The sequence below is a fragment of the Desulfomonilia bacterium genome, from assembly GCA_036567785.1.
In the GTDB taxonomy this organism is placed as follows: Bacteria; Desulfobacterota; Desulfomonilia; order UBA1062; family UBA1062; genus DATCTV01.
In genome coordinates this window covers 146,492-167,594 of record DATCTV010000002.1, presented here as the reverse complement: position 1 = coordinate 167,594, position 21,103 = coordinate 146,492, and the positions used below count along the sequence as shown (strand labels likewise).

Here is a 21,103-nt window from a genome sequence, read left to right as displayed (position 1 = left end):
CAGAAACCTTGAAGGCATGATGCCGGCAGTATGAATCGGAAAAAGCGCCTGTTTGTCCGATTTTGTAAAATATTGTAAACGTTCTGGATGATTATTCATAATGGAACTAGGTAAGATCTATGAGAAAAATTATCTTTACATTAATTTATTCGGTTATGCCTGCAATGCTTCTTGCAGGCCAGGCAATTGTACCGGGCGAGACTCTCGATCTTGATAAATGCATTTCAATCGCCATTGCAAACCATCCTGATATTGTAGCATCGCAGTCCAATTATGAGGCGAGCATGAGCCGTGTAGGCAAGGCTAAATCGGCATATATGCCACAGGTGAACGGTACGGCTCAATATTCAAAATACGACCAGGATACGAGCTATGATATCAATCAGTCAGGGCCGTTCGACAAGTACAATGCAGGTTTTAATCTGGACATGACGCTTTATGATTTTGGAAGGACATCTTCACAGATAGGCGTCAGAAAGCGTGAGTCTGATTCATATTCCGCCCTTTTCATAGATACGAGATCCCAGGTGATTCTCGGGGTGAAAAAGGCATACTACGGGCTTCTTCAAGCAAATGACGCGCTTGATGCCCGATCGTTGGCGGTGGAAAAATTTGAACTGCACCTTAAGCAGGCCAGAAAACTCTATGAGGTCGGTTTTAAACCCAGAATAGACGTTACAAAGGCTGAAGTCGATCTCGGTCAGGCTAAACTTGACCTGATAAAGGCCAGGAATACGTATCTTTCTGACAAACTCGTTCTTGCAAATGCAATGGGAATATCATCCGCCCCCGATTTTGAGATCGATTCGTCCCCCAAATTCGTGGATGTGTCGATTGATGAAGCGACGGCCCTGGAGCGAGCCTATCAGAACAGGCCTGACCTGAAATCTGCGATGGACAAGGTTGAGGCAGCCAAAATGAACGTGAAACTTGCAAACGCCAGTCACTATCCTTTGCTGACCGGTGCCGCCGGATATGGGTGGAATGGCGATGACTTTCCTCTACAAAAAGAATGGAATGCAGGTGCAAGCCTGACAATTCCAATATTTACGGGCTTCAATGTAAAGTATAGTGTTGAAGAGGCAAGGGCCAATCAAAAGAGCCAGATGGCGGCGGTGGAATCAATACGGCAGGGAATAAGGCTGGATGTCACTCAGGCCATACTTTCAATAAATGAAGTAAGGAAACAGATAGATGTGGCCCGCGAGACGCTTGCTTATGCAAAACAGAACAGGGAACTGGCTGAAGGCCGGTATGCCGAGCGTGTTGGAAATGCCATTGAGGTAACTGATGCGATTAACTCGGAGATGGATGCGGCAACATCATATTCATCGGCCCTTTATGATTACAGAATTGCAATAGCAACCCTCGAAAAGGCCATGGGAGAGGTTAAATGAAAAAGGCGGTTATATTTGTCATCATCGTGATTATTGTCGGAGCATCTGCATATTTTATTTTAAAAAGGGAAAACAGCGGAAACAATTATAAAACCGAAAAGGTTGAAAAAGGGGATATTCAGCTTACCGTGACCGCCACGGGCACGGTAAATGCTGTTGTGAATGTTCAGGTCGGAACCCAGGTGTCCGGTACAATCAGCACGATATTTGTAGATTATAATTCACTGGTGAAAAAAGGCCAGCTTCTGGCGCAGATTGATCCTGCAAACTTCGAATCTCAGGTGGCTCAGGCAAAAGCAAACCTTTCAAGCGCCGAGGCAAATCATAGAAAGACACAGGTGGTGCTTGCCGATAATCTGAGAACGCTCGCAAGGAACAAGGCACTTTTAAAGAAGGATTTTGTATCTCAGAGTGATGTCGATACGGCGCAGACAAACGCGGATTCGGCTTCGGCGCAGGTTGACGCGGCAAAAGCGCAGGTCGAGCAGATGAAGGCCGCGCTCAAGGTTGCAGAGACGAACCTCGGTTATACAAGGATTTTATCTCCTGTTGACGGGACCGTAATATCAAGAAATGTCGATGTAGGGCAGACCGTCGCAGCAAGCTACCAGACGCCCACGCTTTTTACGATAGCCCAGGACCTGAGGGAGATGCAGATCGACACAAACGTGGATGAAGCCGACATTGGGAAAATCAAAAACATGCAGAGTGTCGAATTTACGATTGATGCATACCCTGACATGACTTTCAAGGGTGTAGTCTCGGAGGTGAGAAATTCACCGACCACTGTTTCGAATGTAGTAACCTATGATGTAATAGTTAAAGTCGATAATCTTGATCTTAAATTGAAGCCGGGCATGACTGCGAATGTAACCATAATTGTAGATGAAAAGAAGGATGTGTTAAAGGTTCCTGATTCAGCTCTGAGATTCAAACCGGCTCAGACTTCAAAAAACACAAACGGCAGAAACGGCTCAGCCGTGTGGGTGATGGATAATGGAAAGATCAAGAGAATTCCCGTCAGGACAGGCATCAGCGACGGCAGCTACACCGAAGTCGTATCAGGCGGCATCAGGGAAGGCAACGAGGTCATAACAGAATCTGCAGATTCGGATAAGGATACTGCTAAAAGCAGCAGCAGACATGTGGGACCTCCGCCGATGTTTTAGAGACAGCCATGCCTTTGATAGAGACAAGAAATTTATTCAAGATTTACGACATGGGAGAAGAGGATCAGGTCCATGCACTGAACGATGTCTCCATCTCTGTTGAAAGCGGAGAATTCGTTGCAATCATGGGGCCTTCGGGTTCCGGGAAATCGACATTCATGAATATTTTAGGCTGCCTTGACAGGCCGACAAAAGGGACATACCTGCTTGACGGCATTGATACCGGGGGTCTGGAAATTAACGATCTTGCAGCGATAAGGAACAGAAAAATAGGTTTTGTATTTCAGGGCTTCAATCTTCTGAGAAAGACAACAGCCCTGGAGAATGTCGAACTTCCCATGCTTTATGCGGGCATTCACCAGAGTGAAAGAAAAAACAGGGCGATGGCTGCACTCGATGCCCTGGGGCTTGCGGACAGGAGCAGCCATTTTTCAAACCAGCTCTCGGGAGGGCAGCAGCAAAGGGTTGCCATAGCAAGGGCGCTTGTGAACAATGCACCGCTGATACTTGCCGATGAACCCACAGGCAATCTCGACAGCAAATCGAGCTATGAAATCATGGATCTCATAGTGAAACTTAACCGTGAGGACAAAATCACAATAGTTCTTGTCACGCATGAGCCGGATATAGCTCGATACAGCAGGCGCGTAATAAGGTTTCTTGATGGCAGGGTGGTAAGCGATGAGAATCAGAATACAGGGTTGAGCTCATGATAAACATTCCATCGACAATTAAGGTTTCACTAAATGCACTCAGGGCCAACAAGATGCGTTCGGCTTTAACCGTTCTGGGCATAATAATCGGGGTTGCGGCGGTTATAACTATGCTTGCCGTCGGTTCGGGGGCGAGCAAGAAAATTACGGACCAGATATCAAGCATGGGGAGCAACGTCATAATCGTAACACCGGGCAGCAGGACTCAAAGCGGAGTCAGAACAGGAGCCGGCGGTTCTTCGGCACTCACGGTTTTCGATGCGGACGCCATCAGAAAAAAATGCACGGCCGTAAGCAAGGTGGCGCCTGTCCTTAACGGTTCGGCGCAGGTTGTGTATCAGAATCAGAACTGGCTTACATCAGTGGTCGGCACCACACCGGAAATGCTCGAGATCAAGGAATGGAAGCTTGCTTCGGGAAGAAACATAACAAGCCAGGATGTCAGGAGTTCGACAAAGGTATGCGTGCTTGGCAAGTCGGTTGCGGATAATCTTTTCCTGAATGAAGAACCGGTGGGTAAGGTTATCAGAATCAAAAAAGTTCTTTTCAAGGTGGTAGGCGTACTGGAAGCAAAGGGCCAGTCAATGATGGGGCAGGATCAGGATGATACGCTTTTCATTCCTATAACGACCGCACAAAAAAAGATATTCGGCACGACCATACCGGGTATGATCAGAAATATAACGATGCAGGCGAAAAGCGTTGATTCAATGCAGGCCGCAGAAGATCAGGTAACTGAACTTCTGAGACAGAAGCATAACATCGGCCCGAAAGGCCAGGATGACTTTACCGTGAGAAACCTTACCCAGATATTAAAGGAAGCACAGAGCGCGACAAGGGTCATGACAATACTTCTGGGTGCAATAGCATCAATTTCTCTGCTTGTCGGTGGAATAGGGATCATGAATATCATGCTCGTATCGGTTACCGAGAGGACAAGGGAAATCGGCATCAGAATGGCGGTAGGGGCACGCTCATGGGATATAAGGCTTCAATTCATAATCGAGGCCATCACGCTTTCAATGATGGGCGGGGCAATCGGCATTCTTCTGGGGTCGTTGGGGTCATATATTATTTCCAAATTTGCGGATTGGCCTGCGGTTGTCACTCCCATGTCAGTCCTCATATCTTTTGGGTTCTCGTTTTTTGTGGGTATCTTTTTCGGATATTATCCTGCATATAAGGCCTCACTCCTGCATCCTATAGATGCGCTCAGATATGAATAAATATAAAAAATCACTGAAAGGGCATGATGAGTGGGAATGCCGTAACATTTGATGTTGTATTTCTTGCAGCGACAGGAATTTTCATCCTGAGTTATGCTTTCATTGTCACAGAATGGGTGCACAAGACAATAATTGCGCTGTGCGGTGCAGCTCTTGTGATAACACTCGGTATTGTCACCCAGGAAGAAGCATTTTACTCGAACGAACTGGGTGTCGACTGGAATGTCATTTTCCTGCTCTTTTCCATGATGGTTATTATAAATATCATGCGTCCTTCAGGAATCTTCGAATATATTGCCGTCAAAAGTGCAAAGCTTGTTAAAGCAAGGCCGTTCGCAGTGATGGCGCTTTTTTCTGTTGTAACGGCTTTTTTTTCCGCCCTGCTGGACAATGTAACTACTGTCCTTCTTATTGCCCCGGTCACCATACTTATATGTCAGGCACTTGACCTTGAACCCGTGCCATTTCTCATTACAGAAGCCCTTGCTTCAAATATCGGAGGTGCGGCGACCCTTGTGGGCGATCCGCCGAATATCATGATAGCCTCAAAAGCAGGGCTTTCTTTTATGGATTTCATAAACAATATGGCACCTGTTGTTATTGTAATAATGATTGTCTACCTGATAAGCCTAAAGTTTATTTTCGGAAAGAAAATGAATGTCAGGGAAGAATACCGCCAGCGTATAATGTCTATGGATGAAAGAGAATCCATCAAAGACAAACCGCTTATGATAAAATCCCTTGTTGTGCTTGGTCTTACAATGGCCGGTTTCGTTTTTCACGGTGTCCTTCATCTGGAACCCGCAACGGTGGCCCTTTGCGGTGCGGCGATTCTCCTTCTTGTTTCCGGGGTTAAAGAGCCCCATCACCTTTTATCAGAGGTCGAATGGTCTACCCTTTTCTTTTTTACAGGGCTATTTATAATCATCGGAGGTGTGGTCAAGGTCGGTCTTATCAAATGGCTTTCCGTCAAGATGCTTATTTTTGCAGGCGGAAATATGTTCGGGCTCAGCATGATCCTGTTATGGTTTTCAGCATTTGCGTCTGCATTTATCGATAATATTCCGTATGTAGCTACAATGGACCCACTCATAATAGACATGGCTAAACAGCTGTGGCCTGATCTTTCAGGCACGGCGCTGCTTCACCATCCCGACCTCATGCCTCTCTGGTGGTCGCTTGCCCTCGGGGCGTGCCTCGGCGGAAACGGCACGATAATAGGTGCCTCGGCAAATGTGATAGTTGCAGGACTTTCCGAGAAAACAGGCAGAAAGATAACATTCGGCAGGTTCATGATATACGGAATGCCGCTTATGATAGAGTCAATCATAATAAGTATGATATATGTATGGCTCAGGTATTATGTTTTTGGATAAAGGAATAACAGTTTATAAAAAAAGATACCGGCACCGGATGTAAGAGGGATATGCTATGAACATCTTCGGGAATATGAATGCTATCATAAGGAATGAATAAATGCATTTTTCAGAAGACTCTGGAGGTGGAAATATGAATTCAGACATGTTTGAGGAATACCATCAGGAGGAATGCGAAAAATGCGGTGAATGCCTGCATGAATGCCCTGTAATGTCGCTTCCCCTTGATAAAGCAAAAGCCGAGATGCGAAACCTGATAGCCGGTCGGAAAAACAGTATCGTACTTAAAAAATGTACGAGCTGCATGTCATGCAACTTTGTATGCAGAAAGGGCTGCAACCCTGCAATGCTGATTCTTAAAAGGTGGCATGAGGCCTATGAAAGTGAAGGCATGCCTGAGAGGGCCCTCTGGTTCACCCCTGATATGAGACCTAACTTCAGGACATATGCACTCGAGAGAATGCCCGAAGATGAAAAGGCGCTCATAAAAAAATGGGATGATGCAAGCCCCTGTGAAGAGATAATCTATCCGGGGTGCAATGTGATCACAACGCCATACCTGATGATGAGTTCGCTGTTTGACGGTAAAGAGATCCGGGGGTCACTTGATCTTTGCTGCGGAGAGATGTATTTCCGCTCAGGCCATTTTGATGAACTAAGGAAAACCGCGGCCAGACTATCAGGGCATTACAGAAAAATGGGAATAAAAAAGATGCTTATGCCCTGTACCGCAGGCAGGAACCTGTTCACCAACATACTGCCAAAATATGGTGCGAGGTTTGATTTCGAGATAGAGCATGTCATCCCCTGGCTTATAGGAAGGATCGAAAAAGGCGAAGTGAAGCTGGTAAAGAAGCTGGATATGACCGTAACGATTCAGGAATCCTGCCATGCAAAATGCTTCGGTGATGAGTATATCGATATGCCCAGAAAACTCCTTAACATGCTGGGCGTCAAGGTAATTGAAGAAGAACAGCACGGAAAGATGATGCGCTGCTGCGGCATTGGAGGCGGATTCAGCCATGCCTCGAACTATCACCCTTTCAACGTTGTAATGGCAACCGGCAAGGCACTCTCACTTGCAAGAAATACAAAGGCAGACGCAGTCGTGACGTACTGTTCAGGATGCATGCAGCAGCTTGGCGTGGGCAGGCTGATGCTCCCTTTCCTCTGGACCGAAATTTATCATATACTGGAACTCGTCCAGATCGCAATTGGAGAAGTTCCGAAACGCAGGCTAAACAACAGGGCCTTCCTTCTTGCATCGGGTGTGATGCTTAACCAGATGCCTAAAATGCTTTCGGCAAAAAGGCATAAGTCCCGTTTGGATGTGTGAACAGCAGTTGAAACAGTAAATTGTCTGTATAAGAAAGAGGAACTGTCTTTTAAACAGTTCCTCTTCCGATAATTAATCTTATTCGTTATGCCTTGATTGATCTGATGACTCCCATGCAATCCTCTTTGCTCATGATCTTTGGAACAGGATATGTCGGATTGCATTCAAGCAATGCGCGCTCGGCGATTAACGGGATGTCCTCATCTTTAATGCAATCAAGCTTTTCAGGGATGTTCAATTTCCTGTTCAGATCTTTGATGGCTTCGATGAAGGCCTTGGCTTTTTGAGCCTGATTCATGCCGGGTTTTGCTATGCCGGCAAACTCGGCGAGTTCTGCAAGCGGTTTGTGTGCGGCTTCACCATACCATTTAAGGACGTAAGGCAAGATAACCGACATTGCAAGTCCATGTGGGACACCGTACATGCCGCCAAGATTATGGCCGATGCCGTGGACATATCCGACGCCGCCGCGAGTAAAGGCATATCCTGCATAATATGCTGCAAGCAGCATCTGGGCGCGTGCTTCAAGGTCCTTTCCGTTCTTGTAGGCCTTTTCAATATTATTGAAGATCATTTCAACAGCCAGAATGGCTTTTTTGAGGGTTTCTGTATTGTTATAAAACTTTCCGATATATGACTCGACGGCATGGGTCATGGCATCCATGCCTGTGGTCGCTGTTATATGTGGTGGAAGACCTTCAGTCAGCGCCGGGTCCAGAACTGCATATCTCGGACGGATAACAGGGTCGGTGATGGGGGATTTTTCATGGGTCTGAGAATTCGATACGACTGCTGCTATCGTTGTTTCAGAGCCGGTTCCTGCTGTCGTGGGAATCGCAAAGAGTACCGGAGGCAGGATGGATCCCATTTTAAGCGAGGGAAGCCCAACCTTGAACAGGCCTCTCATTCCATCGACCGAGCGACTGGGACGTGCAACCCTTGCTCCTGTCACCTTTGCACAGTCCATAGGTGAACCGCCGCCGAAGGCAATGATGGCTTCACAACCATTCGCATTATAGATTTTAAGAGCCGCTTCGATGTTTTCAATCGTAGGATTTGGCTGAACCTGATCATACAGTGAATATTTTATGCCTGCAGATTTAAGGGCCTCAAAAAGAGAATCAAGAAGATGAAGTCCCATGAGAACTGAATCAGTGACTATGAGAACGTTTTTGATGCCTTTACCCTTGATTACACTGGCAAGCTTTTTAATACTGTCCTTGCCGTCAATGATTGTGGGTTCTATCCAGGGAAGGAAATTCATGCTGAAACCCATTACAAACTGATAAATACGATAATATACCTTTTTTAATGCCCACATGATGGTTACCTCCGGTTAATTAGTTTCCTGTTATTGTAGCACAAGACATCTTTTATATCTATTCCCCAACTTTTACAGGAGAATGCCTGTCTTGACTAAAAATACCTATAATATTAAAAAACACCAAGTTGTAAACGATTCCAATTCAGGTTGAACTCTTTTTTGTTCCAAACTGTTCAATGACGATTTAACTTAGTGGTTAACACTTGTTTCATGATCATGTCGCCTGATAATGCAGTACCATAGCGCTGAGAAAAGATTATTATCAAAGAGACTGGAGGTGCGGGAATGAATAAGCAAATATCGTGGAATTTAAAGTATCACTTATTTACTTTATTAACAGTTATCTTCTTTTTTTTAGCGACAATGATATCAGGTTGTGGCGGTGGAGGCGGCGGGAACGGTGGAGATGGAACAGGTTCTATAGAGGAAGGAACCGGTGCGGTATATATAAGCCTTACCGATGCGCCGTCAGACTTTGCAAGCTATACGGTGGATATTGTATCAATAAGCCTGAAGAAGTATCTCGGTGCCGAGGTTGAAACTCTGCCGCTTAAACAGAGGGTAGATTTCAGCCAGTATACGGATATGACAGAGTTCGTAACAGCCTGCACCATTCCTGTTGGCGTATATACTAAAGCGACCATGACACTTGATTATTCAAATGCGGATATCAAGATAAAAGATGGCAGCGGGAATATAAAACAGATTGATTCTCATAATATCACCTTGCTTGATGATAACGGTAATGCAGTTCAAGGCAAACAGATCAGTGTAACCGTAGATATAGAAAATCTGTCATCGCTTGTCATTCTGCCAGGTGTGCCCAGACACCTTGCCTTGGATTTCAATCTCGATGCGACGAACGAAGTGGATCTTGACAATCTTACTCTTACTGTAAGCCCGTTGCTGATAGCCGATCTCAATCCTCAGAACAATACTCACAGGGTATGCGGTTTGTTGAGTGATGTGCAAAGGAGTAATAATCGTTTTTATGTCGAGATCAAACCGTTTATTCCCATGGTACAAAACAGTGATGGTCTTTTTGGAAAGATAAGGGTCAGTACTGGAGACGGCACATTATATTTTATCAACGGAAAAAGTTATCAGGGAAGCGATGGTCTGAACGAACTTGCCAGATCTGAATACATGAATGATTCGGTACTGGTTCTGGGAGAGCTTAGTGTCAACCCGTATGATCTGCTCGCGCAGGAAGTTTATGTGGGTTCAAGCGTTCCATGGAAAGGTTCGGATAATGTTGTAAATGGAAATGTAACTGCCCGCAGCGGTAATATTATAACCATTCGAGGAGTCAGCATTGTTAATACTGATGGCAGGCTTCAGTTCTACAAGACTGCGAAAGTAGAACTGGATGAATCCTCCACCAGAGTGAGTCGACAGTTTTCGCAATCTGCGTTTTCAATAGATGACATATCTGTCGGTCAGCGTGTTATGGTCTTCTTCAGCAGCAGCAATGCAAATAATTCTGCAGATGGCGAGATCACCATTGCACCTGCAAATGCGGTACGCATGATGATGACCCATTTGAGGGGCATTGTGACTAAGAAAAGCACCGGCATCATGGAAGTTGAGATAAAAACTATCGATTGCATGAAGCATGAGGACTTTAATTTTTCAAATGCAGGTACATACTACAACAAATATAAAATTGCAGCGAGCAATACATTGTTACAGAAAGTCAAAGCAGGTAACCGTGTAAAGGTTTGGGGGTTTGTTAATCAGTTCGGACACGCGGACAATCCTGATTTTAACGCCACAACACTCATTAACATCTCCAAAGCACTCGGTCTCATGCATGTAAACTGGAAACCGGCTTATGAAAAAGCATTCAGTCAAACAGATAACAGTTTGATCCTGAACTATGATCAACTGGGTAAATTCCATTTCCTGTACCGCGCAGGTTTGGTGGATAACATCGTGACCGATTTTTCTGGTCAGGCTGCCATTAAATCAGCAAATTCCGGCATATTTATTGTTCAGCAGGGAATCCCATTTTTCTGGTACACTGACTTCTCCAAATTTCTAGACAAGCTGGAAGAATATAATGGTTATGATGTACGCTATATAACCGCAATAGGAACTTTTGATGACGATGCCGCTTCTCTCAGTGCTGGTTATTTGATAGTTCGATACCTTGGTCTTATTTAGGTTTTTTTGTCCAACGATCCAGGACAGAAGGCATCTCTGTCCTGGATAAGCTTTATTTAAAATGTATCTGTTTCGTAACAGGCGACAATGTCACCGAAATAAAGGGTATGGTAGTCCTTTGCCGGATACAGGTCATCAAACGCAGGATCCAGATAAACCGGATCCATAGGTGCCTTGAAGCATATCCTGCATTCCAGATGCAGGCCTGGAATCTGAAGAACAGGAGAAATTGTCTGCTGGGCAGCCACCGGGGTAAGGTTGCATGCCTTGAATTTGTCAATGTCCCGTCCTGAATGGGAGCCGCAGAACATTATGGCATCTTTCATGTCGGCTTCAGGTAAGCTGACTGTGAAATCTGCAGCCTTTTCAATGATGGAAAAGGTGTGCCTGGAGTTGCGTACAGCAACCATGAAGACGTTCCGTCGCCATATGTGTCCGACAAGGGCCCATCCGATTGTCATGGTATTCATCAAATCAGAAGCCTTTACTGTCAGGAAGGCACCTTTTTTTATCCGGTTTATCAGAGTCTCGGAACTGATGATGGGATCACAATTTTTCATAATCTTCTCCTTTTGGAATAGTCTCTCAAGATTTACTGTTTATAATAAGGCAGAGCCTGGGGTATAAGGTTTTTGAGATTTTGTATACGCCGATCATCCGCCGGGTGGGTAGATAGAAATTCAATAGTTTTCTTTGATTGCCCTGATGTCATGCGTTCGAAGAATTTTGGCGCTTCACGGGGATCATACCCGGCCTTGGCCATAAGAATGATGCCTATGTAGTCGGCTTCTAGTTCCTGGGCTCGAGAGAACGGCAATGTCACACCGACAGTAGTACCCAGACCGTAACCCAGATTAATGGCCTGGATGGCCTGCGGGCTTTTATCTGCAATCGCAAGATTGAGACCTTGCTGTCCGAGCTGGATGAGAAGCTGTTCGCTCATCCGTTCTCCTCCATGCCGTGCTATGGCGTGACCTACCTCATGGGCCAAAACAAATGCCAGGCCGTTATCGTCTTTTGTGTAGGGTAAAATACCTGTGAAGACAGCAACTTTACCACCTGGAAGGGCGAATGCATTTGCTGTTTTAGGATCGTCGATAACAGTAAATTCCCAGCTGTAGTCTTCGCGGTCTGCTACACTGGCTATGCGTGTTCCTACTCGCTTGACCTGGGCATTGACTTGCTGATCACGGGATATCTTGGCTTTGGCGAGTACTTCCTGGTAGGACTTGAGTCCCAGTGCAATTTCATCACTTTCCGGCACCAGCAGGAGCTGGGAACGTCCGGTTATCGGAGCAGTTGCACAACCGTTCAGAAATACGCAAATGATAAATATTGGAATATATATGACTGATTTTTGCATTCTATTCACTTGGTATACTTTTTCAGCTGAAAAAGCTTTTTATCCTGTGTTGCAATAATATGATAGAACTTGTCCTGCGGCACATAGATATATGGTACATCCTCCATCCTGCGATAGAGAAAATGAGAGAGTATCATGCGATTCACGGCCCTGTGTCCTACAATCATTATATTGTTTGAGTTTCTGTTAAGAAAAAAAGCTTTCTTTATTCCTATTTCAATGCGTTCTTTCATTGTGACATAGCCTTCTCCCTCGGGATAGACATAATTGAATTTGTCAGCCTCTCTCGCGAGGTAGATATCAGGCCTCTTTATCCTTATTTCGTTATAGCTCATTCCTTCACATATTCCGCCGTCTATCTCATTAAACTCCTTTAACGGGATGATAGTGCAGTTCTGTTGTTTTTCGCATATCGGCTGTGCAGTCTGAATCGTTCTTTTTTTATTGCTTGTAAAAATATAAGATATTTTGTTGTTCATGAAAAAGGCGGCCAGGGATTTTGCCTGTTCCTCTCCTTTAGGCGTAAGAGAAGGATCACCGCCGATACGGTCCGATACGTTGAAGAAGGTTTCAGTGTGTCTTATCAGGAAGAGGTTCTTCACCATATCAGTTACAAGGAAATCCCGGATGCGGGAATGATGCGGTATTGTATCGATTACTTTTTCCTTGATTATACGGTTGCGAAGTGAGTCGATCTTTATGATATTTCTCTCCGATTCAAGCGAGGCATATATCATTTTGTAATACTCGATTCTCTTCATCAGATTATGAAAGGCCTCCTTCTGGGAAAGCTTTTCAAATTCTTTTGATTTTGTTTTCTCTATGATTCCGAGATTGACAATATCCTCATCATCATTGATGCATTCGATGAAGAGAACAGGATGATCCGTAAGGAAGCACTCGATCATCTCTCTTCTTTCCCTGCTGACATTCGTTGCATCGAGAATCGCTATCTGGCCTTTGTTTGAAAGAAAGTCCCTGGCTCTTTCCATGTTTATCTGAGCGAACATTTTCCTGAGTTCCACACCTTCGATATTCTGAGGGTGGTAAAATTCTGCTGAATATGAATTCTTCAGGTTCTTGTATTTCCTCCTGAGGCTTCCATTATTGAAAATCCTGGTTGCCATATTATCGTTGTTGAACATTTCCTGAAGCCTGAGAGCTATAGTCGATTTTCCCCTGCCGGGAAGACCGACCATAACTATATACAATTTTTCATCTTTGATGTTCATGACAGCGAATCAGGCAAGCATTCCGCCATCACAGACAATCAATGAACCCGTTGTAAAGCTTGAGGCTTCGGACGCCAAATATAATACTGCCCCGGAGATTTCGGAAGGACTTGCATGTCTTCCCATCGGAATCTGCTTCACGGCAAAATCATATATTGAATCATTGTCCATAATTGCTTTTGAGAATTTGGTTTCGGTAAGACCGGGAAGAACAGCGTTAACCCGTATTCCCTTGCTGGCAAATTCCTTTGCAAACGATTTTGTCATGGCGATGAGTCCTGCCTTTGTAATCGAATAGATTCCCTGGAAAGGGGCTGGTTTGATTCCATTGACAGAAGATATGTTGACAATGGAACCTTTTGTATTTGTTTCTATCATAAGTTTTATTGCCTTCTGGGTAATGAAAAAAGGTCCCTTCAGATTAACATCAAAGGTTTTGTCCCATATGCCAGCATCTGCCCCGAGCATATCCCCGAAATAAGGGTTGGTGGCAGCGTTGTTTACAAGGATGTCGAGACGCCCGAATCTGGATTTTATTTCCGAGAAGAGGATCTCTATCTGATTCAAGTCACCTACATGACAGGCTATAATGTCTGCTGCGCCTCCTGACGAAGATATTCTATCTTTTACTGGTGCAAGGGCTTCCGCCTTTCTGCTTACCAGTATACAGTGTGCTCCGAACTGTGCAAGTGTCAACGCGATCTCTTCTCCAATCCCCCTGCTGGCGCCGGTGATCAGTGCAACTTTATCTTTCAATGAAAAATTTATCATGAGTTAACTCCTTTAATAGAATTATATAATATTTATCATGGATTGGTCATAGTACGCTATTTTTTATTTCATATTAATTGGAACAAACTGAAAGCAGAATTATCGTTGACGTAATCATTGAGTTGCTGATAGTGAGAACAAAAAATCAGCGGAGGAAAGCCTGTGGCAGAGCTCGGCAAGAGATACAAATGCTATAAATGCAACTGTAAATTTTATGATTTAAATAAACCGAATCCGGTATGTCCCCGATGCGGTGAAGATCAGACAAATGAGGAAAATAAGAAGATACTCAAACGCAAGAGAAAGCGCTCACTTGGAAAAGGGCGGTCAGATGTCAGACCAGATATTGATGGAGTCGATATCTTCAGGGATGGAGAGGAAGATGTTGAGGAATACACCCTTGACGTTGAAGACATGATTCTTGAAGAGAATGCAGAGGTTATAGAAGAAGAGAAAGAAATGGCTGATGATGAATAGTACAGCTACTTGAGGTCCTTGAGAGAATATTGGTTTATAGTTGCAAGATCAATTGAATACTTTCCTATTATTTCATTTTCGATATGTCCCATAAAAATATGGAGCATATCGATTACCATTATTTCATTCATGCCCTTGGTTGGTAGAAGTATCCTGCCGTTTGTCTGCAGAAGCCCTGAGGAATTTAACATCGATAATGTTGATGATGATACCTCAGGAGGAAATGGCAATATATTAATTAATTTGCTTTCATCATAGTACACACCCTTGGACATACCTAAGAATATATATTTGAAAATATCGACTGCCGCACAGAATCTGTCGGTGGGTGTTATTGAAGACATGTCACCTGTGATATTGGGGTACTGTATTTGTTTTGTTATTTGTACACCCAGGAGAAGGATGAGCCAGTTGATATAAATCCATAAAAGAAAAACCGGTATTGCTCCCAAAGAACCGTATATATTGAAAGAATATGTGGCATGTCTCATGTATACCTGATAAAGATTGTATGAAAATATCCATAGAATCCCGCTGATAAAAGAACCGATGAAAGCCGGTTTGTTTTTAACCCTGGTGTTCGGAACTATCTTGTATATCATAAATAAAATAAATATTATGAATATTAACATTATTACCTTCACCGATTTCAGGATAATTGAAAGTTCCGGGAAAACCCTGTCAATCAATGACAAAACACTTAGTATGACTACTATTGCGATCGGTCCGAGCGTTGTTAATGACCAGCAGATCGCAAATTTAAGCCAAGCAGGTCTTGTGTCTGTCTTTCCCCAAAGCGAATTTATCGCATCATCAACTCCAAGAAATAATGGAATTGAGGCAAGTATAAATATAAATGTGCCGATTGTACCCAGCGTCCCTGCCTTTATATTGTCAACATAACTCTGAATATACTGCATTACTTGAATTTTCTGTGAAGGATCCAGGAAGTCGGAGATTATTGGTAAAAGACTTTGCTGGATAATCGAGAACCCTCCCCACAACTTGAAAAGTGACAAAGCGATTGCAAATAGTGGTACAAGGGCAAACAATGTCGTATATGTCAAGGTTGTTGTCCACAAGAATCCATTGCCGTTTCTGAAACCTTTCCATACGGCATTTACAGTCATTATTGAGTGGCTTATCTTCAATAATATTCTCTTATATTTTTATAATATTTAATAAAATCCTTTGGTACCAATCCGGTAGTTTGCATGGCTTTATTATAATACGGCAATAATACAGATTTGATGATTATATTGCTTTTGGGGGGCATGGATACCTGGACTATTGTTATTAATATTCCAGAAATTAGAATGCCTTTTAAAAAGCCAAGAGAAACACCAAGAATTCTGTCAAAAGTCGTCAGGCCAGTAGATGAGAATATTTTTTTTGCCAGAAAGAAGATTAATTTGATTGCTATAAAAAATAATATGAAAACCAGCAGATAGGATAAAACGCCATGCAAGTCGGGTAATGTAATCTTTCTGAGAAAATCCGAAACAACTATATAATATCTTTTTGCCAGTATAACACCGGCTACAATTGCAACAAATGAAGATATGCTGTTTAAGAGCCCGAGCATCAATCCTCTGATAATGCAATATGCCATAATGATGATTACGACAATATCGAGAATATTCACTTCCTGGCCTTGATAAATTCAATTTTTTTTATGTCTTTTAGGGAGATTTGATAAGATCCAAATGATGTGTTTCCATATAATCTTGAGAAGTCATTAGCTTTGATGTTGCATATTTTCCCGCCATCTTCAAAATCTATACATGTATTCCCTTTGGAAATTTCAATAGAAGAAATTTTTTCAAATGGAATTTGGATTTTCCCTTTACCAAGATATCCGCCGAATGATGTTTTTCCTTCGATGGTCACATTTCCAAGTTCTACTTCATTATTTGTATTGTCCAGTACCTTTGCTTTGAAAACCGATGATACCTGAGTTTGATTCGGGCTTCCTCCTAATCCAGACATACCTATTAATGAAACCGACAATATCAGGACAAGGACAGTATTGATAATAACCAGGTGTTTTCTCATGATTTAAGGACCTCCTTAATTACTCCTTCATTAATCATTGCCTTAACAATGCTTTTCAGTTGTTTCTGCTGTGTTGTTGAATACAGGATATTGATTGTTGATGCGCTTCTGTCTTCTGTACTTATAATTGCCATTCCATCATATCCTTCAAAAATATATTTTATATACGCAACATTTCTTTTATCTATCATAGCAGTAATCGTATTCAAATGGTCCATAAATCAAAATTAACACATGTGAAAATCTTGTACAAGCATGCATGACTCTTTCAATATCCAAATGAACAATATGATTGAATGAATGAATTTTCTTTATTATCTAACACTACAAATTTAAAGATATTATTCGATAATAAGGCCCTAATCGAATATTATTATTTTGATACAAATATATTGACATGGTCTTATTTGAATGTTAGGACTTACCTGCTTAATGAGTGAATAGCCATTCATTATTTAATGATGGCGATATGGTGCACGGTTAATGCATTGATTAAATCGATTTGCATTACAAAAGAAAGACGCAGAAGGTAATTGCTGGAGGTATATCTTGATAGAAATTAATTGGAGCATGTTTCTTCAGATGGCAAACTTTTTTCTCCTAATTTTTATCCTGAATATTGTTCTTTATAAACCCTTACTTAAAATATTAGATGAAAGAGATAAGAAAATTTCTGAAACACAACAGAAAACAAAAGATTTCCAAGAAGAAACAGAAAAAATAATTAATGCATATAATGAAAGAATACAACAGGCAAAGATTGAAGCAATGACAATAAAAAATAATGCCAAGAAAGAGGCCACTGAAAAAGCAAATATAATTATTGAAGAATCAAGGAAAGAAGCCGAGAGGCATCTCACGGAAGTAAAAAATCAGATCACCAAAGAAATTGAAGCCGCCAGAAGGGAACTTGAGCCTGAACTTGATAAAATGGCGATTACCATAGCAGAGCAAGTTTTAGGGAGGAAGGTGGCATGAGTTTTAAACAAATAAAAAGAATACTCCCAATCTTATGCGGATGTATGATGTTTGCCGTTTTATTGTATGCATCAGGTGGTGAAGGTGCACATGAAGGAGGTCATCATGGAGTACAGTGGATGGACCTCGTAAAAAGAACAATAAACTTTGCTGCACTGGTGTTCTTCCTTTGGTATCTGCTGGCTGATAAAATAAAAAAGTATTTTAGCGAAAGAAGAATTGAAATTGGGAATCTTCTTGAAGAAGTAGATAAGGAAAAAAATGATGCTGAGCAGAAATTTATTTTATATGAGCAGAAATTTAAGGAAATTGAAAAAGATATTAACGAAATTACAAAGACATTAATTGGTGAAATTGAGAACGAGAAAAATAAGATTATTGAAGAGGGCAAGGCAAATTCTCAGAGATTAATTGAACAGGCTAAAGCTGCTGCCGAACAGGAAGTGATTAATTCTAGACAAAACTTACGAAATTATGTAGTCGAACTTGCCGGAAGCATGGCGGTTTCGATAGTTTCAAAAGAAATGACTGATAAAGATCAGGAAAGACTTGTTGAAGAATATATAAATGATGTAGCGAGGGAAAATTGAAGAGCGATGTTTTAGCAAGAAGATATGCCAAGGCTCTGTATGATCTTGGTATCGAGGAAAACGTTGGCCAGAAATTTCTTGCTGACCTTCATGCAGTTGTCGGGCTTATAAAAGAAAGTGAAGAGCTAAAATCAATAATGGAAAGTCCGCTTTATGACATTGGTCTCAAAAAGAAAATTCTTGGAACCCTTCTTCAAAATACTGATATCTCAAAATATATTGAGAGCTTCATTAATATACTTCTTGAAAAAGACAGATTCCATCAACTTTCAGACGTACTTGAATCTTATCATGACATAATTAATGAAGTTGGTGGAAAAGCAACAGCAAATGTTATCAGTGCGGTAGAATTAACAGAAGCCCAGCAAAAAAGAATTTCAGAAGTTTTTTCCAGGCTGTCAAAAAAAGAAATCCATATAGAGACAACAATAGATCCCTCAATTATTGGAGGTCTGATTGTAGATGTTGAGGGTATGGTCTATGATGGGAGCATAAAACACAACTTAATAAAATTTAAAGAGAGTCTAAAAGGGGAGATGTAGGATGCAGATCAGGGCGGAAGAGATTAGCAGTATTATCAAGGATCAGATTAAAGGTTATAACAAGGAGATCGACGTCGCTGAAACAGGAACAATTCTCTCCATAGGTGATGGTATTGCCCGTGTCTATGGACTTAGAAACGTAATGTCCAGCGAATTGATCGAATTTCCTCATAACGTTATGGGAATGGCGCTTAATCTTGAAGAAGATAATGTCGGTTGCGTTCTTTTTGGTGAATGTATCGGCATTAAAGAAGGTGATCAGGTAAAAAGAACAAAAAGAATTGTTCAGATTCCGGTTGGCGAAGGAATGCTGGGAAGAGTTGTCAATGCTATTGGTGAGCCTATTGATGGAAAAGGCCCGATTGCTGCTTCTGAATATAAGGTTGTCGATGTAAAAGCTCCTGGCATAGTTAAACGACAACCTGTTAAAGAACCTCTTCAGACCGGTTTGAAATCTATCGATGCAATGACGCCGGTTGGGAGAGGTCAGCGCGAATTAATCATTGGTGACCGTCAGACAGGAAAAACTGCCGTTGCTATAGATACGATCATCAATCAAAAAGGTAATGGTGTTATTTGTATATATGTTGCAACAGGGCAGAAACAGTCAACTGTTGCTCAGGTTGTGGGAACATTGGAGCAGTATGGCGCAATGGATTACACAATTGTCGTCGCAGCTACTGCATCTGATCCTGCCCCTCTTCAGTACATATCTCCTTATTCAGGCGCTGCAATTGGAGAATTTTACAGGGATAAGGGTCAACATGCATTGTGTATATATGATGACCTTACAAAACAGGCACAGGCATACAGACAGCTTTCATTGCTTTTGAGAAGACCGCCAGGACGAGAAGCTTTTCCTGGAGATGTTTTCTATCTTCACTCGAGGCTCCTTGAAAGGGCTGCTAAATTGAGTGAAGACATGGGTGGAGGATCACTTACGGCATTGCCGATAGTCGAGACTCAGGCAGGCGACGTGTCTGCATATATTCCAACCAACGTTATTTCAATTACGGATGGTCAGATATTCCTTGATACTGACTTGTTTTATTCAGGATTCAGGCCTGCAATTAACGTCGGTATTTCTGTCTCGCGCGTTGGTGGTAATGCTCAGATCAAGGCAATGAAAAAGGTCGCCGGTTCTCTTCGAATAGATCTGGCACAATATCGTGAGCTGGCAGCTTTCGCCCAGTTCGGATCCGATCTTGATAAAGCAACTCAAGCGCAGCTTAACAGGGGCGCACGCCTTATGGAAATGCTTAAACAGCCCCAATATAAGCCATTAGCCGCAGAAAAACAGGTTGCGATAATTTATGCCGGAACGAATGGGCATCTGGATGAGTATCCTATTGACGCGATTAATTCTTTTGAGGAACAGTATCTTGAATTCCTTGAGAATAAACATCCAAAAATATTGAAAACGATAAGAGAAACAGGACAGATGGATTCTGAAACTGAGAAACTCCTAAAGGATGCTATTGCTGAATTCAAGAAAGTATTTACAGTAACGGCTGAAGGATAAATCATGCCTAATTTAAAAGACCTCAAGAACAGGATTAATTCTGTCAAGAAGACAGAACAGATAACAAAAGCAATGAGAATGGTTGCTGCAGCAAAATTAAGACGTGCTCAGACAGATATAATTACAGCCAGACCATATGCTATCAAAATGAATGAGGTCCTCGTTTCTCTTGTTTCCCGAATAACCCCTGATGCACATCCTTTGCTTAAAGTTAGGGAACCAAAGAAGGGCGTTGTTGTCGTAATTGCCTCTGACAGAGGATTATGCGGGGCGTTTAATCAAAATGTATTCAGGAAAGCTGAAGCATATGTGAAACAGAATAAAAATCGTCTCGAACAGATATCACTTGTGCTCATAGGCAAGAAAAGTCTTGATTTCTACAAACGTAAGAATGTCGATATCCGGAAATCTTATATTATTGGAAAACCGAGTTTCAGTCTGGCTGCTGAGATTTGTGAAGATCTGATTAACGGATATATCAAGTCAGAATACGATGAGCTGACGATAATATTCAACGAATTCAAGAGTGCGATGACTCAAATATTGCATGTTGATCAGGTTCTTCCAATTGAACCGATTGAAGCAGATGAAAACTCAAGGTTGGAATATATTTTTGAACCTTCTGAGGATTTACTGCTTGAAACATTGTTGCCAATGAGCCTTAAGGTTTTTTTCTATAGGGCCCTGCTTGAATCAGCTGCGTCAGAACACGGGGCCAGGATGACAGCAATGGAAAGCGCATCGGGAAATGCCAGTGAAGTTATCGGAAAACTGACAATCAAATATAACAGACAAAGACAGGCAGCTATTACTACCGAACTTGTCGAAGTTGTCGGTGGTGCAGAGGCGTTAAAAGGATAGACCTA

General features: G+C 42.4%; 22 protein-coding genes. 13 read left to right on the top strand and 9 right to left on the bottom strand.

The window, feature by feature from the left end; translation table 11 throughout:
- Nucleotides 1-119: 119 nt before the first annotated feature.
- The 6 genes from VIS94_00720 (at nt 120) to VIS94_00695 (ending at nt 7,217) form a co-directional block, all read left to right on the top strand.
- Nucleotides 120-1,397: a TolC family protein gene (locus VIS94_00720; protein ID HEY9159595.1), complete on the top strand. Its 1,278-nt coding sequence runs from the start codon at nt 120-122 to the stop codon at nt 1,395-1,397.
- Nucleotides 1,394-2,566, top strand: coding sequence for an efflux RND transporter periplasmic adaptor subunit (locus VIS94_00715; protein HEY9159594.1), 1,173 nt, complete (start codon nt 1,394-1,396; stop codon nt 2,564-2,566). Before VIS94_00720 ends, VIS94_00715 begins: the two co-directional genes overlap by 4 nt.
- Nucleotides 2,567-2,574: 8 nt before the next feature.
- Nucleotides 2,575-3,279 (top strand): ABC transporter ATP-binding protein, encoded by a 705-nt coding sequence (locus VIS94_00710; protein ID HEY9159593.1) that lies wholly within the window; start codon nt 2,575-2,577, stop codon nt 3,277-3,279.
- Nucleotides 3,276-4,505: an ABC transporter permease gene (locus VIS94_00705; GenBank protein ID HEY9159592.1), complete on the top strand. Its 1,230-nt coding sequence runs from the start codon at nt 3,276-3,278 to the stop codon at nt 4,503-4,505. Before VIS94_00710 ends, VIS94_00705 begins: the two co-directional genes overlap by 4 nt.
- A 26-nt stretch (nt 4,506-4,531) precedes the next feature.
- Nucleotides 4,532-5,881, top strand: coding sequence for an ArsB/NhaD family transporter (locus VIS94_00700; protein ID HEY9159591.1), 1,350 nt, complete (start codon nt 4,532-4,534; stop codon nt 5,879-5,881).
- Between the two features lie 133 nt (nt 5,882-6,014).
- On the top strand, nt 6,015-7,217 hold the full coding sequence (locus VIS94_00695) for a (Fe-S)-binding protein (GenBank protein ID HEY9159590.1): 1,203 nt from the start codon (nt 6,015-6,017) through the stop codon (nt 7,215-7,217).
- Nucleotides 7,218-7,302: 85 nt separating this feature from the next.
- On the opposite strand, the gene VIS94_00690 is transcribed toward VIS94_00695, so the two are convergent.
- Nucleotides 7,303-8,538, bottom strand: coding sequence for an iron-containing alcohol dehydrogenase (locus tag VIS94_00690; protein HEY9159589.1), 1,236 nt, complete (start codon nt 8,536-8,538; stop codon nt 7,303-7,305).
- A gap of 288 nt (nt 8,539-8,826) precedes the next feature.
- Here VIS94_00690 and VIS94_00685 point away from each other — a divergent pair, with 288 nt between their 5' ends.
- Complete coding sequence (locus VIS94_00685) at nt 8,827-10,707, top strand: DUF4382 domain-containing protein (protein ID HEY9159588.1); 1,881 nt, start codon at nt 8,827-8,829, stop codon at nt 10,705-10,707.
- A gap of 56 nt (nt 10,708-10,763) precedes the next feature.
- On the opposite strand, the gene VIS94_00680 is transcribed toward VIS94_00685, so the two are convergent.
- The 4 genes from VIS94_00680 to VIS94_00665 are packed head-to-tail and all read right to left on the bottom strand — an operon-like array spanning nt 10,764 to nt 14,073.
- A complete protein-coding gene (locus VIS94_00680) occupies nt 10,764-11,267 on the bottom strand; it encodes a flavin reductase (GenBank protein ID HEY9159587.1) in 504 nt (167 codons plus the stop codon).
- 32 nt (nt 11,268-11,299) lie between these two features.
- The gene (locus VIS94_00675) at nt 11,300-12,070 is read right to left on the bottom strand and encodes a M48 family metallopeptidase (GenBank protein HEY9159586.1); all 771 of its coding nucleotides are present in this window, start codon (nt 12,068-12,070) and stop codon (nt 11,300-11,302) included.
- A 5-nt stretch (nt 12,071-12,075) separates the two neighbouring features.
- Nucleotides 12,076-13,302 (bottom strand): 6-phosphofructo-2-kinase/fructose-2,6-bisphosphatase, encoded by a 1,227-nt coding sequence (locus VIS94_00670; protein ID HEY9159585.1) that lies wholly within the window; start codon nt 13,300-13,302, stop codon nt 12,076-12,078.
- Between the two features lie 9 nt (nt 13,303-13,311).
- Nucleotides 13,312-14,073, bottom strand: coding sequence for an SDR family oxidoreductase (locus VIS94_00665; GenBank protein HEY9159584.1), 762 nt, complete (start codon nt 14,071-14,073; stop codon nt 13,312-13,314).
- 162 nt (nt 14,074-14,235) lie between these two features.
- On the opposite strand from VIS94_00665, the gene VIS94_00660 reads away from it, so the two are divergent.
- Nucleotides 14,236-14,550 carry an FYDLN acid domain-containing protein gene (locus VIS94_00660; protein HEY9159583.1) on the top strand — a complete coding sequence of 105 codons (315 nt, stop codon included), beginning with the start codon at nt 14,236-14,238 and terminating at the stop codon, nt 14,548-14,550.
- A 5-nt stretch (nt 14,551-14,555) separates the two neighbouring features.
- Here the strand turns inward: VIS94_00660 and VIS94_00655 are convergent, their stop codons facing one another.
- From VIS94_00655 to VIS94_00640, 4 genes are read right to left on the bottom strand one after another with little or no spacing between them, the layout of a single operon-like run.
- Nucleotides 14,556-15,701, bottom strand: coding sequence for a YihY/virulence factor BrkB family protein (locus VIS94_00655; GenBank protein HEY9159582.1), 1,146 nt, complete (start codon nt 15,699-15,701; stop codon nt 14,556-14,558).
- Nucleotides 15,698-16,195 carry a CvpA family protein gene (locus tag VIS94_00650; protein HEY9159581.1) on the bottom strand — a complete coding sequence of 166 codons (498 nt, stop codon included), beginning with the start codon at nt 16,193-16,195 and terminating at the stop codon, nt 15,698-15,700. The genes VIS94_00655 and VIS94_00650 overlap by 4 nt, the downstream gene beginning before the upstream one ends.
- Nucleotides 16,192-16,605, bottom strand: a complete 414-nt coding sequence (locus VIS94_00645; GenBank protein HEY9159580.1) for a hypothetical protein — start codon at nt 16,603-16,605, stop codon at nt 16,192-16,194. The genes VIS94_00650 and VIS94_00645 overlap by 4 nt, the downstream gene beginning before the upstream one ends.
- On the bottom strand, nt 16,602-16,796 hold the full coding sequence (locus tag VIS94_00640) for a DUF4911 domain-containing protein (GenBank protein HEY9159579.1): 195 nt from the start codon (nt 16,794-16,796) through the stop codon (nt 16,602-16,604). Before VIS94_00640 ends, VIS94_00645 begins: the two co-directional genes overlap by 4 nt.
- Nucleotides 16,797-17,154: 358 nt before the next feature.
- Between VIS94_00640 and VIS94_00635 the strand changes: the two genes are divergently transcribed.
- Genes VIS94_00635 through atpG form a run of 5 tightly spaced genes read left to right on the top strand, consistent with a single transcriptional unit; the run spans nt 17,155 to nt 21,098 of the window.
- A complete protein-coding gene (locus VIS94_00635; GenBank protein ID HEY9159578.1) occupies nt 17,155-17,583 on the top strand; it encodes an ATP synthase F0 subunit B in 429 nt (142 codons plus the stop codon).
- Nucleotides 17,580-18,173, top strand: a complete 594-nt coding sequence (locus VIS94_00630; protein ID HEY9159577.1) for an ATP synthase F0 subunit B — start codon at nt 17,580-17,582, stop codon at nt 18,171-18,173. Before VIS94_00635 ends, VIS94_00630 begins: the two co-directional genes overlap by 4 nt.
- Nucleotides 18,170-18,715: an ATP synthase F1 subunit delta gene (gene atpH / locus VIS94_00625; protein HEY9159576.1), complete on the top strand. Its 546-nt coding sequence runs from the start codon at nt 18,170-18,172 to the stop codon at nt 18,713-18,715. Before VIS94_00630 ends, atpH begins: the two co-directional genes overlap by 4 nt.
- 1 nt (nt 18,716) lies before the next feature.
- On the top strand, nt 18,717-20,237 hold the full coding sequence (gene atpA, locus VIS94_00620; GenBank protein HEY9159575.1) for a F0F1 ATP synthase subunit alpha: 1,521 nt from the start codon (nt 18,717-18,719) through the stop codon (nt 20,235-20,237).
- 3 nt (nt 20,238-20,240) lie between these two features.
- The gene (atpG, locus tag VIS94_00615) at nt 20,241-21,098 is read left to right on the top strand and encodes an ATP synthase F1 subunit gamma (GenBank protein HEY9159574.1); all 858 of its coding nucleotides are present in this window, start codon (nt 20,241-20,243) and stop codon (nt 21,096-21,098) included.
- Nucleotides 21,099-21,103: the final 5 nt, after the last annotated feature.